Below are 16527 nucleotides of genomic sequence, written 5' to 3'. Positions count from 1 at the left end.
ACTAACTGCTAGAGGCTAATAGTTAAAAGTCAGATTCTGTTTTTGCATAAATATTTACAACAATTAAACTAATTATAGCTCATGGCAACAATTACAGCAGCTGATGTAAACAAACTGCGTCAGCAAACTGGTGCTGGTATGATGGATTGCAGAAAGGCACTGGTAGAAAGTGAAGGCGACTTTGAAAAAGCAGTAGACTACCTGCGTAAGAAAGGCCAGAAAGTGGCTGCACTTCGTTCCGATCGTGAAACCAAAGAAGGTGTTATCATCGCTAAAACAGCAGCAGATGGTAAATCCGGCGTTATCGTGGGACTGGGTTGTGAAACTGACTTCGTTGCTAAAAACGAAGATTTCGTAAAATTTGCACAAGCTATCGCTGATCTGGCGCTGAACAATGGTATCAAAACCGTTGAAGACCTGAATGCTGCTCCCCTGGATGGTGCAACCGTTGCTGATAAAGTAAACGACCAGGTAGCAAAAATCGGTGAAAAAATCACCCTCAATAAATTCGAATTCGTAGAAGCTGGTGGCGTTACTTCCTACATCCACGGTAATTTCCGTATGGGCGTATTGGTAGCTTTCTCTAAACCTGTTTCTGAAGAAGTAGGTAAAGATATCGCGATGCAGATCGCAGCTATGAGCCCTATCGCAGTTGATGCTGATAGCGTTCCTGCTGAATTGATTGCCCGCGAAAAAGAAATCGCTGTTGAACAGGTGAAGGCTGAAGGCAAACCTGCTGAAATGGCGGAAAAAATTGCTGCCGGTAAAATCAATAAATTCTTCAAAGAAAGCACCCTGCTGCAACAGGCGTTTGTTAAGGACAATAACAAGTCCGTAGCGGAATACCTGAAATCAGTAGATACTGACCTGAAAGTGGCTGGCTTTAAGCGAATCGCTTTAGGTTAATACTATCATATTAAAAAAAAGGAGAGAAATAGTTTCTCTCCTTTTTTTTGCGCATAACTAATTAGCGCGCTTAATGCAGCAGGATTCAGACAAAAGAAATTGCATTTTGCTTTCCATCTCCTCCTTTCTGCATTTAAGTTGTATATTAGAATACCGTAATTACATTAGGAAATCACAATCTTACAATATTTTATAGCGTCATGTTGCCAAAGTATAAGCGTATTTTGCTCAAATTGAGCGGTGAGGCCCTCATGGGGGATGCAAGTTATGGTATTGATCCGAAGGTGATAACTCAATATGCCTACGATATTAAGGCGGTTACTGACCTCGGGGTACAGGTGGCCATCGTAATAGGCGGAGGTAATATTTACCGCGGTATGAATGAAGCCGAAACCGGTATAGAAAGAGCACAAGGAGATTATATGGGTATGCTGGCTACCGTGATCAACGGAATGGCTTTGCAAAGTGGACTGGAAAGAGTAGGACTTTATACCCGTCTGCAATCTGCTATTAAAATGGAACAGATCGCAGAACCATATATCCGCCGCCGTGCTATTCGTCACGTGGAAAAAGGCCGTGTGGTTATATTTGGTGGTGGTACTGGTAACCCTTACTTTACTACAGACACCGCCGCTTCTTTACGCGCAATTGAAATTCAAGCCGATGTAATTCTTAAAGGCACACGCGTAGATGGCATCTATACTGCTGATCCTGAAAAGGACAAAACAGCAACCCGTTACGAAACCATTACTTTTTCAGAAGTATACCAGAAATCACTCAACGTGATGGATATGACAGCATTTACCCTTTGCCAGGAAAATAAGCTGCCTATTATCGTGTTTGACATGAACAGGCAGGGTAACCTCCTGAACGTGATCATGGGGAAAAATGTAGGTACTTTAGTAAAAGGATAAATAACAGCAGTTAGCTATTAGCCTTTAGGCATTAGCTAACTGCTAATAGCTAACCACTAATAGCTATTTCAGGATGCTTTTTAAAGCTGTAAACGGAATAAACAACGTTACCTGTCCCAAAGCATAAGGCCCTATCTCATAAGGCACATAGCTAAAAGCAACCCCTTTACTGGTTACAATAATATTATCATTTGCCGGAATACTTTTCACCAGCAGATTCTGATCCAGCGCTTCATCTTCACTGATGTGGTATTTCTCCTTAAAAGCTTTGTCCAGCAAGTTACTCAGCGTTTCTTTATAGCCCGGTTTGAAGATATCATTTGGTGTAAGCACTTTTCTTTTAGAGAGATCCAGTGTTTTATAAGTGGCGCCCCAGTTGCCATGTGCCCCACCTGTGAAATCATAGGCATACTTTTCCAATACCAGCAGCGGCCATGTATTCCATACTACCTTCATATCTGTGTCTGTGGTCCAGTTCCAGGACATAGCGGCGGTGGCGTCCTTTAATTCGCTGCTGTCGGCATCTCTGGCTGAAATGGTATAACTCAGTATAAAAGAATCTATCCCTCTTTTGAGATATTGCTGCGGGTCTTTAAGCCGGGTATTGCCTGTTATTTGCTGTATGATAAAAGTAGCGGTGGTGGAATCTACAGTGGAATCTGGCCATACAATACTGTTTGAAACCGTTCCTACAGGCGATTTGGGGAATGATGGTATCAGCCTGGCGGAATCTATACTATAGAACACTTGTAAAGGCACCGCTTTTTTAAGGTCTGTATGCAATTCAAAATGATACGAGGTACCATTGCCATGCCATACACCTTTGAAATGCCCTTCGTCTGTTAGGGTACCGTTGAATAAACGCTCTTCCTCACCGTTGGCCGTTTCTTCATAAACATTCACCAGTCCGGAATCCAGGGTGCCCCACAATCCTATCGGCTGACCAATACTATCATAGCAGTAGTAACCACGATAGAGGTGTGGCGCGGTTTTCATCAGCTGCATGGTAATGTCTTTATCAGCCAGTTTACCTTTGAGCTGTGTATAAAAAAGTGGGATAGAGGCTAGTGGCACAATGATTTCAGCTGTACTGTCGGCCCCTGTGGTATCACTGTTTTTGCTGTTACCGTTATGGCAGGACAGCAGCGTGGCAGTTATCAATAACACCAATAAGGAAACTCTTCTCATAGTATGATTTATATCAGGTCATCAAAATTACTATTATCCTTCCATACCTTTGTTTACCTGTTTAAACCAATAAAAATTAAAGCACCATGTTGAACCAGAAAGTAGCTGATTTACGGAAGGATTATATACTGGCCTCCCTGGATGAAAGTGACGTTGCCCCACACCCGTTACCACAATTCGAAAAGTGGTGGCATGATGCTACCAGCAGTGAAATAGATGAGCCTAATGCTATGACATTAGCCACCAGTACTCCCGATGGACACCCGTCTGCGCGTATTGTGTTACTGAAAGGTTTTGACGAAGAGGGCTTTTTATTTTTTACCAATTATGAAAGTCGCAAAGGGCTGGAGCTGGCGCAGAATCCACATGTAACCCTGTTATTTTTCTGGCGTGAGCTGGAGCGGCAGGTACGGATAGAAGGTACTGTTAGTAAAGCACCTGTCAGCATTAGTAATGAATATTATAACAGCCGGCCTAAAGATAGCAGGATAGGAGCTATCGCTTCGCCGCAAAGCAAGGTGATTCCGGGCCGTTCTTTCCTGGAGGAACAGGTGAGTCAGGTAGCATTAAAATATGAGCAGGAAGCGCCTGAAAGGCCTGATTACTGGGGAGGCTACGTAGTAAAGCCACGTGTGGTAGAATTCTGGCAGGGCAGAAGCAATCGCCTGCACGATAGAATATTGTATACGTTAACTACAGAAGGAAGCTGGAAGATAGAGCGGTTAGCTCCCTGATAAAAATGCAAAATGGCGAATTAGGAATTGGGCGAGGACATCGCTCCGTCTTTAATTCGCCATTCGTACATGAAATCTCTTATGCTTTTGGCTCAGCCTTAGGAGCAGCAGTAGCAGTAGTTTTTCTGATTCTTGCAGGTCTAACTTTACCGAAAGATTTGCTGAAGATTTTACCTTTTTTAGTTTTTACATCTCCTCTACCCATAACGAATAATTTGAAGTTTGTTGATTGTGAAAATATGATGTTATCAGGCTGCAAATTACTGTAATTCGTTGAAATAGTCTACTGCCGGCCTTTTGATATAAAAAAAAAGCAAGAAACATGATTGTTCCTTGCTTGAATAAGTTGTGCTAACTGATTAGAGCTTGTCGGATAAAGCTTTACCAGCCTTAAATTTAGCAACTTTCTTAGCCTTGATCTTGATGATCTGACCGGTTTGTGGGTTTCTACCGTTACGTGCAGCACGTTTAGAAACGGAGAAAGTACCGAAACCAACCAAAGTTACTTTGCCACCTTTTTTCAGGGTGTCAGCAACTGCTTTGGTGAAAGAATCCAGAGCTTCGTTAGCTTGGGTTTTGGTAATGCCTGCATCTTTAGCAAGCTTGTCGATTAATTCGGCTTTGTTCATAGTTAGTAAGATTTAACTAGTGAAAAAATGTTTGATGTGAGCAAATATAGCGCGTTTTATCAGATTACCAAATTTTTCGCCAATTTTTTATATAAATTTTTATCGGCTGAAAAACGCTACAGGTAACGGTTACAGCTGATTGATATTTTGCGTGCTAAAGTATAAAGCTTTAGCAGGATCGCATAAAACCCTGTGCCCTAGCATGTTTGCTTGTTTTTTTACTATTAACGCAGCTTTGAACCAAGTATTGTACCAAACTCCGCATGCCTTGAAAATAGTGGATTTCCTGTGGATAAGTTTAACAAAGAACACTTGCTTAAACCACCTGCATGACTGTTGTAAAGGCAATAAAACGATCTCCAAAAACGTCGTAACCTCTTTGCCGCAGGGCTTGTGCATGCTCTTCCTTAAAGGTATTGTAGTTCTCCAGACTGTCTGTAAAATATTGAACAGCGTAAGTAGGCCCTTCCTGGTCATCCTGTTCCAACAGCCTGCTCATACGGAAATCATGAAACAAACCCGTCTCCAGCATAGCCGGAATATGCTCTTCCCTCATCCACTCAAGCCACCGCAAATGCGCATCTGTGGCCACTTTTATGGTTACATTATAAATGATCATATGCCTTTGGTAAATTGAATGCTCATATCAACATATGGTTACAGCGCCAGTTCCAGGAACACCGGGCAATGGTCTGAGTGCTTCACCTGTTGATAGATAGCTGCATGTTTAAGCTTCGCCTGCAGCGGGCTTGTTACGTTGATGTAGTCAATACGCCAGCCCTTGTTATTGTTCCTTGAATTAGCCCGGAAGCTCCACCAGCTGTACTGATGCGGGTCCGGATTAAATTGACGGAATGTATCCACAAAACCGCTGTCAAAGAAACGGTCCATCCAGGCCCGCTCTTCAGGTAAAAAGCCGGTTGAATTTTTATTGCTCACCGGATCATGTATGTCAATAGGTTTATGGCAAATGTTGTAATCGCCGCATACCACCAGGTTGGGCCGGGTTTTCTTCAGCTCATGGAGATACTGCAAAAACTCTTCGAGCCACTGGTATTTATAGGTTTGTCTTTCCTCCCCGCTGGTGCCGGATGGGAAGTAAGTATTGATTAAGGTGATATCACCGAAATCAAGCCTTATAAACCGCCCTTCTGAATCACTCTGCAGATGGCCATTACCGTATTGTACAAAGTCAGGCTTGATACGGGTAATTACCGCAACACCGCTATATCCCTTCTTTTGTGCAGGATACCAGTAGTGTTCATAACCTAGTTTTTCAAATTGCTGAAAGTCGATGTTTTCCTGGTGGGCTTTAATTTCCTGCAAACAGATGATATCAGCAGGGTCCGATTGTAACCATTCGGTGAAACCTTTGGTCATGGCTGACCGCAGGCCGTTTACATTGTAAGATACGATTCTCATTGAAATAGTTTTTCGCCATTAGCAGTTAGTTTTTAGGGGAGTAGCATTAGCCGCTAATGCCTAAAATCTAACTGCTAAAAGCTGTTTTACATATCATATTCCAGGTTAGGACGCAGCCACTTCTCTGCTTCTTCAATGGTCCAGCCTTTACGGTTGGCATAATCAGTTACCTGGTCTTTTTCAATTTTACCAAGACCAAAATACTTTCCTTCCGGATTAGCAAAGTACCAGCCGCTAACGCTTGATGCAGGGTACATCGCCAGCGATTCGGTAAGTGTGATGCCTGTATTTTCAGTCGCATTCAGCAGATCAAATAACTTGTATTTTTCGGTATGCTCCGGACAGGCAGGATAGCCTGGTGCCGGGCGGATACCCGCATATGCTTCTTTAATTAAATCTTCGTTGCTCAGGTGTTCTTCTGTAGCATATCCCCAGAACTCTTTACGTACACGCTCGTGCATCAGTTCTGCGAAAGCCTCTGCCAGCCTGTCTGCCAGCGCTTTAAGCATGATGCTGTTGTAGTCATCGTGCTCTGCTTTGAATTTGTCCAGCCATTTCTCAATGCCTATACCAGTGGTAACGGCAAAGCCTCCGATATAATCTGTTTTACCGGTTTCCTGCGGTGCAATGAAGTCGGCCAGTGAGAAATTGGGTTGCCCCGGCGCTTTCTTCACCTGCTGACGGAGGAATTCCAGCTTTACAGGTGCAATGTCTGTCTGTTCGGGAGTTACCTGTATAGTGTCTGCTGCTACTGCATTGGCAGGATACATACCTATTACTGCATTTGCACCCAGCCACTTTTCATCAATTACTTTTTTCAGCAGTTCTTTGGCATCGTTGAACACCCGGGTAGCTTCCACGCCTACTATTTCATCTGTCAGGATCTGCGGAAATTTACCATGCAGCTCCCATGCAATGAAGAATGGCTGCCAGTCTATATATTTCGCTATCTCTCCCAGGTCATAATTTTCAAACTTTTTAACACCTGTCATTTTAGGCCTTACAGGCGTAAAGGCACCCCAGTTAATAGCGGTTTTATTTTGTTGGGCTACTGCTATTGGCAGGAACTGTTTCGTTTGTTTTTTATTCCTGAAAGCATCATTCAGTTTATGATACTCTTCCTGTATACCGGCGAGGAAATTAGGCTTGAGTGCTTTGTTGAGCAAGCTGCCGGTAACAGTTACGCTACGGGACGCATCCAGTACGTGTACCACACCATGTGCATATTCCTGGGCTATTTTAACAGCGGTATGTGTACGGGAGGTAGTAGCTCCGCCAATGATCAGCGGAATATCAAATTCCTGCCTTTTCAGTTCACGGGCCACATGTACCATTTCATCGAGACTCGGGGTAATCAAACCGCTCAGCCCAATGATATCCACTTTTTCCTGCCTGGCTGCCTGTAAGATTTTTTCTGCCGGCACCATCACACCAAGGTCAATGATCTCATAGCCGTTACAGGCCAGTACCACACCTACAATGTTTTTACCGATATCATGTACGTCGCCTTTTACGGTGGCCAGCAATATTTTTCCGGCTGCTTTGATCTCGCCGCCGTGTTCTGCCTGTATCCGTAGTTTTTCCTCTTCTATATAAGGAGTTAGGATGGCTACCGATTTTTTCATTACACGGGCACTCTTTACTACCTGGGGCAAAAACATTTTACCACTGCCAAATAAATCACCAACGATGTTCATACCTGCCATCAGCGGTCCTTCTATCACTTCCAGCGGACGTGGGTATTTCAGGCGGGCTTCTTCGGTATCTCCATCTATATAATCGGTAATACCATTTACGAGCGCATGACTTAATCTTTCTTCCACGGTGCCCAGGCGCCATTTCTCATCTTTCTCTACTACTTTGCCCTTAGCTTTTACTGTTTCGGCAAATTGTATAAGTCTTTCGGTAGCATCTTCCCGTCTGTTTAGTACGGCATCCTCACAAAGGTCGCGCAGCTGTGGTTCAATATCATCGTAGATCTGCAGCATGCCGGCATTCACAATACCCATGTCCATGCCCGCTTTGATGGCGTGGAACAGGAATACGGAGTGCATCGCTTCCCGCACGGTTTCGTTTCCACGGAAGGAAAACGACACGTTACTCACGCCACCGCTCACTTTTACCAGTGGCATCAGTTCTTTGATGCGGCGGGTGGCATTAATAAATTCTACGGCGTAGTTGTTATGTTCTTCTATACCGGTAGCAATGGCAAAGATGTTAGGATCAAAGATGATGTCCTGTGGGTCATAGCCTACTACTTCGGTCAATATTTTATAGGCGCGATGGCAGAAAGTAACTCTTTTATCTTCCGTATCTGCTTGTCCGTGTTCATCAAACGCCATTACCACTACTGCAGCGCCGTAGCTTTTGCAGATATGTGCGTGTTCAATGAATTTGGCTTCGCCTTCTTTTAAGCTGATGGAGTTTACAACACATTTGCCCTGTACACATTTCAAGCCGGCTTCAATAACACTGAACTTACTGGAGTCGATCATTACCGGGATACGGGAAATATCCGGTTCTGCTGCCAGGAGGTTGAGGAAGGTAGACATGGCCGTTTCTCCGTCGAGCAGTGCATCGTCCATGTTTACATCCAGGATCTGTGCGCCGCTTTCTACCTGTTGACGGGCAACAGACAGTGCTTCTTCGTAAAGGCCTTCTCTTACGAGGCGGGCAAATTTCTTGGAACCGGTTACATTGGTACGTTCCCCTACGTTAATGAAGTTGGTTTCAGGCCTTACTACCAAGGGTTCCAGACCGCTCAGCCGCATAAAGGGCTTAATTACCCTACGCTCTTCACTTTCTGTACCAATTGATTCATTGATAGTATCCATGTTGTTTATAATGGTTGCGCTCATTGTTGCTGTTAATGGAATTTAGATAGAAAACCTTGCCGCTGTTATTTATGCCAGCGTTTCAGCCAGTTCCGGCTTTTGGCGTGGTTTGATATGTTTCACATGATCTGCAATGTGGCGTATATGATCAGGCGTGGTACCGCAGCAGCCACCTACTATATTAACGAAGCCGGATGCGGCAAAATCTTCAATAATACAGGCTGTATCTTCCGGTTCCTCATCGTATTCACCAAAGGCATTTGGTAAGCCGGCATTTGGATAGCAGCTAACATAGCAGCTGGCGATGTTGGATAACTCCTCTATATAAGGACGCATCTGCTGACCACCCAGTGCACAGTTTAAGCCGATAGAGAATGGATTGGCATGCATGACAGAGATATAGAAAGCTTCCAAGGTTTGCCCGCTGAGGGTTCTGCCGGAGGCATCTGTAATAGTACCGGAGATCATTATCGGTAATTCCGGTTTGCCGGATTCACGGAAGTACTTTTTGATAGCATAGATAGCTGCTTTGCAATTCAGCGTATCAAAAATGGTTTCTATCAGGAGCAGGTCTACACCACCGTCAGATAAGCCTTTGATCTGTTCTTCATATGCAGTGGCTACTTCATCGAAGTATACAGAGCGGAAGCCCGGATTATTTACATCAGGAGACAGGGACAATGTTTTGTTTAAGGGGCCAATGGCACCAGCTACAAAACGGGGCTTGTCGGGGTTTTTAGCTGTATACTCTGCTGCTGCTTTTTTTGCAATCGTAGCTGCAGATACATTCAGCTCATAGGCCAGCGATTGCATGTCATAGTCGGCCATCGCAATAGAAGTGCTGCTGAAAGTATTGGTCTCAATAATATCTGCGCCTGCTTCCAGGTACTCTTTATGGATGGCAGCTACTATTTGCGGCTGTGTAAGATTTAGAAGATCGTTGTTGCCTTTAAGATCACTGGGATAGTTAGCAAAGCGGGTTCCTCTGTAGTCTGATTCCTGAAGTTGATATCGCTGAATCATGGTGCCCATGGCACCGTCAATGATGAGTACGCGCTCATTAGCGCAGTCTTGTAAAGATTTCATGTTTATCAAGGCGTTTATTAGTTACCGTTTAAGAAGATAACAGGGTCGAACAATAAACAAATCCACCCTGAATAACCCTGCAAATATAACCTTTTCCCAGGTATTTTTTTGAAATAGGAATTTAGCGGTTTTGAGATGTAATCAGTGTTTTGACCAATGTTGCCGCGATTAAATTACGGCATTATATAAAGCCTCCTGGATATAGATTTTCTCTATATTATTAAATTTAATTTGGAAATAGTCTACAAAGTCTACTATATTTGTAGGGTAATAGAAAGACACCATGCAACAAGATGATAGAAATAGGATGAAATACCCGGCCATGGCCTCCCATCAGTCCTCTGCCTTATACACCCTCTGCAATTGCTGTTGCTGCAATTAATGCTTTGTCGTTAGTTCTTCTCAAATTTTTATTACAACAAAAAATAAACGTCAGTCATGACAATATCAGAACATATCCATACCCTCCATAAACACCTTGCTAGTCTTGGTTTACAGCCAGTACCCATAGCAAATGACGGTAATCAGCCGGAAGTTTTTAAGGTATGTTTTTTAAACAAATTTGAAATGCAGCGCTGGAAAGAGCTGCAGGCGCAAAAAGAATCAGAAACCAATCATACAATATTACAGGGCCATCCCGGGAAGGATGGTTACTGACAACTTTTCATAACGTGGAATTACAGGTTAAACGAAGACGGGTGCTATTCAGCACCCGTATTTTTTTTTAATTACGAATTACGGTAATGCCCGAAGATCTCCGCGAATTGCCGCCATTCGTAATTATTTATTTTGTACATAGCTTTCCAGCGGCAATCTATTGGATATTGAACGGGCCAGCGTCATCTCATCCGCATATTCCAGTTCTCCGCCAAAGGCAATGCCACGGGCTATTGTAGTAATTTTTACAGGAAAATCCTTTAGTTTTTTAGAGAGATAATAAATAGTAGTATCCCCCTCAATAGTAGGGCTCACGGCCATGATCACTTCTTCTACCCCCTGATGCTGTACTCTTTCCACCAGCGAATGAATATTCAGCTGATCAGGACCAATACCATCAATAGGAGAGATAATGCCGCCCAGCACATGATACAAGCCGTTGAACTGCTGGGTATTTTCAATTGCCATTACATCGCGGATGCTTTCTACCACACATACCACGCTCTTCTGCCTGGAATGGCTGCTGCAAATACTGCATACATCCGCATCAGACACATTATGACAAACTGTGCAAAATCTGATCTGCTGCCGCATACGGGCTATTACATCACCAAACTGCTCTACCTGGGCGGTTTCCTGCTTTAGCAGGTGCAATACCAGGCGCAGGGCTGTCTTTTTACCGATGCCCGGCAGTTTTGAAAATTCATTCACTGCGTTTTCTATCAGTGCAGAAGAAAATACCATGGTGTAAAGTTAGGGATATTGCAGCGGAGGGAATAACAGTAGGCTGCCTCCGCTGCAATAATTTATATAGTGATGGACTTACCAACCGTCCAGTAAGCTTTGAGATTTATTTTGTCGATCTGTATTACCCGCTCCGGTTGCTTCCTGGGCTTTCTGTAGTAATTACCCCGATCCCATTTACCATTGCCGTTGGTATCCAGCAACACCCGCACCTCGTATTCACCAGGTGTGATAAATGTTTGCTGCCATTTGCCACCTACAATTGTTCCGGAATATTTGATGGTTTTGTCCTGCACCAATTGTATTACATAGTGCATGGTGGTATCGTTAATAGCAGCCAGGGTGCTGTCGCTAACCTTCAGGTCGGCCTTGAAGATCGCGTAATCATTCGCTTTTTTGGACGTGAATTTAATCGTATCGGCTCTGGCCAGTTGCTGTCCGGAGGTATCTGTAGGCGCATCTTTAGGAATAACCAGGCGGTAAGGGGTGCCCTCTTTCCATCTGTAGCCTATCGATAGCTGCGTATGGGTGGAGTCCATGGTACTGGTAAAGGTAACCGGTCTATAGGCACTGTCTTCACCAAGTATCATTCTGGCACTATCCAGGTTCCTCAGCGGCAGATTAAAAGTTATTTTCAGCGGAGCGGGTAATTCCTGCATTCCGCCATCTAAAGAAGGAGTGGCCTGTAGCTTAGGCAACTTTTTCTTTTTTTCTTCTACCGGCTGTATGTCTGCAGAGTCTATAGGTTCTGGCGGAGGCTTAATAGTACTGTCGGTTTCCATGAACAGCAACATATTTACATCTGCCAGGTTTGTTTCCCTCAATGTAATAGGTGCTTCCAGGAATGCGATCATCTCCGAAGGCTGATTATACTGCAGATCACGGTCTTCTTCCTTCAGCGCAAAAATCTTATACGTGCCGGGTGCAATATTTTTAAAGCGGAATGAGCCATCACCTTTGGTTTTAGCGTAATAAACAGGTTTTTCCTTGGAAACGATGGAGTCGGTAAGTTCGCGATATAGCATTACAGCTACATTACTATCCAGTCTGCCGTTTTCAGCATCTATCAGATGTCCGGCAACCTGCAAGCTATCCAGGTAATCACCTGTTGATACTACATATTGGAAGTCCTGTACAATATTGCGTTCATTGATATCACGGATGGCATCTGCAAAATTGAAGGTGTAGGTGGTGTTTGCCTTCAGTGTATCCTTGATTTCCAGGGTTACGGTGTGTAGTTTGGCCGTTACCAGTGGCGTACGTTTCAGTGTGGGTGATACAATGAGTTTATCATTTACATTATCCAGCTCCACAAATTCATCAAAAATAAAAGTAATCTTCTTGCTTTTGAAATGCACGGTGGAGTCCCGTGGCGTTGACTGTAACAATACCGGCGGAATAGTGTCCCGCGGTCCGCCACTGGGCGGCACAATGTTGGCACAGCGCGTAAATGAGATGGAAACGATAATAAACATCAGCCAGAAAACCCAGCTCCTGATATATTGATTCATGTTACCTGATCAGATTAAATATGCTACAAACTTACGAACTGATTTAATGAATTACGAATTTCACCAGCCAGTAGCCAAGTTCATGTTTTTTTCGTTAATGTTATATAATGGCAAGTGTTTATTTATTACAGCGTACACAACTGATTTCCGCGTCACTGGAAGAAGTGTGGGATTATTTTTCGGCTCCGGGCAATCTGACAAACATTACACCCGCCCATATGCGCTTCCGTGTTACTTCTCCGCCTGTTGAGGGACAGGTATATCCGGGGCAGATTATTACCTATAAGGTATCGCCGGTAGCGGGCATCCCCCTGGAGTGGATGACAGAGATCACCCATGTGGAATACCTGGTTTATTTTGTAGATGAGCAAAGAGTAGGCCCCTACAGTATCTGGCACCATCAGCACCATTTCGAAGCAGTAGCCGGAGGTGTGAAGATGACAGATACCGTGCATTACCGCCTGCCTTTCGGCTGGCTGGGGAAATTGGCGCATGGCCTGTTTGTAAAGCGACAACTGGAAGCATTATTTGCCTACAGAAATGAGGCAGTGAAAAAACAGTTTACACCATCTACTGCTGCTCAATGATTGTCTTCGTTAAATTATCTCCTGTATAAAGTTTGATGGTGCTTTTTCCTGTTTTGGGAATGGTGCCGATCCATAATGGCATCATAGATGCTGAACTCTTTTGCCGGTTAGAGGTGGCCACAAAATGCATGGTTGCACCATTGTTAGTATTGTCTACGGTGGCACCTTCCAGCTGTATTTGTGTGCCGTAATAGGTGGCCGGCATAGTAGCAGCTACCACCAGGTGCGTTCCAAAATCAGGGGTTTCAATGGTATTGCTCATGGTTTTTGCCATACCAAATAAACTGTCGAAAGAGGCAGCATTGTCTATTATCCAAAAAGTAAGACTGTCAGTGACTTTAATCGTGTTTTTTACAAAATAGCCGGATAGTGGCTTTACATCCAGTGCGCTGTTGGGGGCGGCCTGGATATTCATAGCCGTATCAGCGATGCCGTTGATAGCAGTACTATCTGCAGCTGTTTTTTTACCAGTGTTATTACAGGATGCTGCTGTCAGTGCGCAGGCAATGAGTGTAATAGTTTTGAGGCGCATAAATAATGAGTTTTTATTTTGATAGATAACGTTAATAGCCGGGAATAGTTTTCCGCGATAAAGGTATTAACAAAGTGATGTTCCCAACAGAATGTTTTCCGGTGACAGCGATATGAGACATGTCTGGTTGTTTTCTCCGAAGTTATCGTGCAACAAAAAAACTTAATATGCGTTAAGCCAAATTGTAATTTTATGCTTTGTCATGAATGATTACCTGTTTATGTCCAACAAAATAAGGACAGGAATTGTTGGAGACTGGCAGGGCGTAATCTAACGGTTATGGGTACACTTAGCTATCGCCTCGCTGCAACTGCTGATGCAGCTGCTATCTGATGCCGGAGGCCAGGCATATGTACGATAACCGGGGTTTGAATTGATCCGGGAATTAGCACCGATACTGAAGCAACAGTATGGGTTATATAACATGAAGATGTGAGTAGTTATCCATTTTAGCTATGTATGTTGATAAATTCATATTAGCCGTGACGACACTTATCTGATCATTTTATATATATTAGCAAACTAAACCGGTACACAACTTCTTTGCGGAGAGATTTGGCACATATAAGTGAGCAAATGCTCATAGAGCGATTAGTGATAGGAGATCCTGCAGCCCGGGAGCTATTATATGACCGCTACGCAGGGGCGCTTTACAGCATGGTTATCCAATTGGTTCCCATGAAGAACAAGGCGAATGATATAATAGTAAGCGTATTTACATGGGCCTTCCATCACATTGAAACATTCAGCACATCCGGTTACTGCACTTTATTTGCCTGGCTGATGCGCAAGACAAGGGAATTTGCTATCAAAGAAGCCTTACCTGAAACAGCGCTAACAGGTACGGAACTGATGGAAAGAGAAGAAGGTATTTTGCAACAATTTTGTTTAGAACTGACAGCCGATGAGCTACAGGTGTTCCGGCTCAGTTATTTCAAAGGATTATCAATCACAACGATAGCTCGCTTACTGGCTGTACCAGAGGGGCAAATAAATGAAACGCTGGGAGCTGCTATGAAAGCTTTCAGGAAATTCTTAAAAGATACTTGGAACTAAAATTCTACATAGAAAGCGGTATCATCGAGTCCTTTGTTTTGGGTCTTGCCACTGAAGATGAAGTGGAAGAACTGCAACAAATGCGAAGACTTTATCCAGATCTGGATACGGAAGTGGAGCTAGTTGAGCGCCGTTTGGAAAGAGCTGCTTTCGATGAGCCGGCCATGCCTCCAATGGAAGTGCGTGATCGCGTGCTGCAAAAAATCAGGTGGGAGCAGGGTAGTGGTCAGTCTGAGTTGAACTCTAACTATACATTTATCAACATTCAGCCTAAAGATGGCGACCATATTACTGTACACCGCTGGTGGAGGGTATTCTTTATTATCTTCTTTATAATGTCTAAAATATTCTTGTTCCTGGCTATCTTTTATTATCTCAAATACCGTCAGTCGCAGGAACAACATGGCTTAAATATGCCAGCGGCAAATGTTCCTTTTAATCAGGAACAACAACAAAATATATTCTTCTTATAATTTCTGCTGCCCCAAGATCGTTATCAGAAAATATTTTATCGTTTTGAGAATCCGCACGACGTGTGGAATCGTATTTATAGATATAATATTAATTAACCATGTTTTATAGGTGGTTGATTTTTATAAAACAACATTTTGAATATAAATAATTACATAGAAAGTGGCATAATTGAGCGTTACCTACTCGGACTTGCTACAACTGAACAGGAAGAGGAACTCTTATACCTGCGCCAGCTGTATCCTTTGCTGGATGTGGAAATGACCACAGTAGCGCTCAGGATAGAAGGTAAATTGCTGGAAGAAGCAGTGCATCCCCCGGAAGAGCTGAAAGATACAGTGCTCCGGCGTATCCGGCCACGTAACCGGCAAGGCAAGCATCACAACAATGGTTATAATACAAATGAACATCAACAAAATGGCCCAACCTACATTAATCTTCAACCTGGCTGGAATCGTCGTATTTCCGTGAGTATCTGGTGGCGCTGTGCCTTCATTGCTGTTATTGTGCTGTCCATGTCGCTGGCGGCCAGCACCTGGTATTTTTATCAGCGCGCTGCACAACTGGAAGAAGTGCTCATCAGACTGAAAATGCCCGTACCCGCTAATCCATCTCCGGCACACCCCTGACAGCTTCACTTTTCATTTGGTACGTTTCTTGCAAATGCTGAACTTGCCACCGTATTCCGGCTGTTATAAACCTTATTTGGTAACTGCGTGTTGAGTACTTGAGCATTTAAACACACAAATTAATTTCCCATGAAAAATTTTTCATTAGCAGCGTTATTTCTGGCGATGATCGCCATTTTCGGATCATCCTGCTCTCCAAAACAAGGTGTTACACAGGACATCACTAAAAGCTCAGTAAAAGGTAACTGGGTATTAACTGATATTCGTTATGAAGGGATACCTGATAATGCCAAAGTAACCGTTTTTGATGAAGCGTCTGCCAAATGTTTTATCGGTAGCCAATGGATCCTGCCTGATAACAATGCCAATGGCTCTTACGCAATATCCTCTACTGATAATGGTTGCAGCCCTGTTACACAAAACATCGCATGGACGCTGACCAAACAAGGTGGTGTAACTATGTTTGGATTCAAAAAGCTCCTGACAGGTGTGAAAGCTAAAAACGTAACAGACGGATACAGGGTAGAAGTTACCGGTGCCGGTAGTATCATGACCTGGAGAGCAAATGTGAATTTTGAAAATAAATCCGCTGCTATCATCTATACATTACAACGTAAATAATTTTAC

19 protein-coding genes are annotated in these 16527 nt (G+C 43.6%); 9 read left to right on the top strand and 10 right to left on the bottom strand.

Annotated features, from left to right (window positions below):
* The first annotated feature begins 81 nt into the window (after window positions 1-81).
* The gene (tsf, locus tag CLV51_RS02400; RefSeq protein WP_106526412.1) at window positions 82-906 is read left to right on the top strand and encodes a translation elongation factor Ts; all 825 of its coding nucleotides are present in this window, start codon (window positions 82-84) and stop codon (window positions 904-906) included.
* 200 nt (window positions 907-1106) lie between these two features.
* Window positions 1107-1820 carry a UMP kinase gene (gene pyrH / locus CLV51_RS02395; protein WP_106526411.1) on the top strand — a complete coding sequence of 238 codons (714 nt, stop codon included), beginning with the start codon at window positions 1107-1109 and terminating at the stop codon, window positions 1818-1820.
* A 63-nt stretch (window positions 1821-1883) separates the two neighbouring features.
* Here pyrH and CLV51_RS02390 read toward each other — a convergent pair whose 3' ends face one another.
* Window positions 1884-3008 (bottom strand): DUF3298 and DUF4163 domain-containing protein, encoded by a 1125-nt coding sequence (locus CLV51_RS02390; protein ID WP_106526410.1) that lies wholly within the window; start codon window positions 3006-3008, stop codon window positions 1884-1886.
* 86 nt (window positions 3009-3094) lie between these two features.
* Here CLV51_RS02390 and pdxH point away from each other — a divergent pair, with 86 nt between their 5' ends.
* The gene (gene pdxH, locus CLV51_RS02385; RefSeq protein ID WP_211301927.1) at window positions 3095-3742 is read left to right on the top strand and encodes a pyridoxamine 5'-phosphate oxidase; all 648 of its coding nucleotides are present in this window, start codon (window positions 3095-3097) and stop codon (window positions 3740-3742) included.
* A gap of 79 nt (window positions 3743-3821) precedes the next feature.
* On the opposite strand, the gene CLV51_RS02380 is transcribed toward pdxH, so the two are convergent.
* The 6 genes from CLV51_RS02380 to CLV51_RS02355 all read right to left on the bottom strand — a co-directional run bounded on the left by CLV51_RS02380 (window position 3822) and on the right by CLV51_RS02355 (window position 9713).
* Window positions 3822-3947 (bottom strand): 30S ribosomal protein THX, encoded by a 126-nt coding sequence (locus CLV51_RS02380; protein ID WP_106526409.1) that lies wholly within the window; start codon window positions 3945-3947, stop codon window positions 3822-3824.
* Between the two features lie 154 nt (window positions 3948-4101).
* Window positions 4102-4371: an HU family DNA-binding protein gene (locus tag CLV51_RS02375; protein ID WP_012788562.1), complete on the bottom strand. Its 270-nt coding sequence runs from the start codon at window positions 4369-4371 to the stop codon at window positions 4102-4104.
* Window positions 4372-4687: 316 nt separating this feature from the next.
* A complete protein-coding gene (locus CLV51_RS02370; protein ID WP_106526408.1) occupies window positions 4688-4990 on the bottom strand; it encodes a DUF4286 family protein in 303 nt (100 codons plus the stop codon).
* 38 nt (window positions 4991-5028) lie between these two features.
* Window positions 5029-5793 carry an exodeoxyribonuclease III gene (locus CLV51_RS02365; RefSeq protein ID WP_106526407.1) on the bottom strand — a complete coding sequence of 255 codons (765 nt, stop codon included), beginning with the start codon at window positions 5791-5793 and terminating at the stop codon, window positions 5029-5031.
* An 86-nt stretch (window positions 5794-5879) separates the two neighbouring features.
* Window positions 5880-8651, bottom strand: a complete 2772-nt coding sequence (gene metH / locus CLV51_RS02360) for a methionine synthase (RefSeq protein ID WP_170115317.1) — start codon at window positions 8649-8651, stop codon at window positions 5880-5882.
* Between the two features lie 45 nt (window positions 8652-8696).
* A complete protein-coding gene (locus CLV51_RS02355) occupies window positions 8697-9713 on the bottom strand; it encodes a homocysteine S-methyltransferase family protein (RefSeq protein ID WP_106526406.1) in 1017 nt (338 codons plus the stop codon).
* Between the two features lie 438 nt (window positions 9714-10151).
* On the opposite strand from CLV51_RS02355, the gene CLV51_RS02350 reads away from it, so the two are divergent.
* On the top strand, window positions 10152-10370 hold the full coding sequence (locus CLV51_RS02350) for a hypothetical protein (protein WP_106526405.1): 219 nt from the start codon (window positions 10152-10154) through the stop codon (window positions 10368-10370).
* Between the two features lie 123 nt (window positions 10371-10493).
* Here the strand turns inward: CLV51_RS02350 and recR are convergent, their stop codons facing one another.
* Together recR and CLV51_RS02340 are read right to left on the bottom strand one after the other, a co-directional pair.
* On the bottom strand, window positions 10494-11114 hold the full coding sequence (gene recR, locus CLV51_RS02345; RefSeq protein ID WP_106526404.1) for a recombination mediator RecR: 621 nt from the start codon (window positions 11112-11114) through the stop codon (window positions 10494-10496).
* 62 nt (window positions 11115-11176) lie between these two features.
* Complete coding sequence (locus CLV51_RS02340; protein WP_106526403.1) at window positions 11177-12625, bottom strand: Ig-like domain-containing protein; 1449 nt, start codon at window positions 12623-12625, stop codon at window positions 11177-11179.
* Window positions 12626-12732: 107 nt separating this feature from the next.
* On the opposite strand from CLV51_RS02340, the gene CLV51_RS02335 reads away from it, so the two are divergent.
* A complete protein-coding gene (locus tag CLV51_RS02335; protein WP_106526402.1) occupies window positions 12733-13212 on the top strand; it encodes an SRPBCC family protein in 480 nt (159 codons plus the stop codon).
* Here the strand turns inward: CLV51_RS02335 and CLV51_RS02330 are convergent.
* Window positions 13196-13744 (bottom strand): hypothetical protein, encoded by a 549-nt coding sequence (locus CLV51_RS02330; protein WP_106526401.1) that lies wholly within the window; start codon window positions 13742-13744, stop codon window positions 13196-13198. The genes CLV51_RS02335 and CLV51_RS02330 overlap by 17 nt on opposite strands.
* Before the next feature lie 543 nt (window positions 13745-14287).
* On the opposite strand from CLV51_RS02330, the gene CLV51_RS02325 reads away from it, so the two are divergent.
* The 4 genes from CLV51_RS02325 to CLV51_RS02310 all read left to right on the top strand — a co-directional run bounded on the left by CLV51_RS02325 (window position 14288) and on the right by CLV51_RS02310 (window position 16521).
* On the top strand, window positions 14288-14800 hold the full coding sequence (locus tag CLV51_RS02325) for an RNA polymerase sigma factor (protein ID WP_146151211.1): 513 nt from the start codon (window positions 14288-14290) through the stop codon (window positions 14798-14800).
* A complete protein-coding gene (locus CLV51_RS02320) occupies window positions 14791-15273 on the top strand; it encodes a hypothetical protein (RefSeq protein ID WP_106526399.1) in 483 nt (160 codons plus the stop codon). Before CLV51_RS02325 ends, CLV51_RS02320 begins: the two co-directional genes overlap by 10 nt.
* A 135-nt stretch (window positions 15274-15408) precedes the next feature.
* Window positions 15409-15900 carry a hypothetical protein gene (locus tag CLV51_RS02315; protein ID WP_106526398.1) on the top strand — a complete coding sequence of 164 codons (492 nt, stop codon included), beginning with the start codon at window positions 15409-15411 and terminating at the stop codon, window positions 15898-15900.
* 129 nt (window positions 15901-16029) lie between these two features.
* A complete protein-coding gene (locus CLV51_RS02310) occupies window positions 16030-16521 on the top strand; it encodes a lipocalin family protein (protein ID WP_106526397.1) in 492 nt (163 codons plus the stop codon).
* Window positions 16522-16527 lie beyond the last annotated feature (6 nt).

The sequence above is a fragment of the Chitinophaga niastensis genome, assembly GCF_003014755.1.
In the GTDB taxonomy this organism is placed as follows: Bacteria; Bacteroidota; Bacteroidia; order Chitinophagales; family Chitinophagaceae; genus Chitinophaga; species Chitinophaga niastensis.
This window is presented reverse-complemented; position numbering and strand designations above follow the sequence as displayed.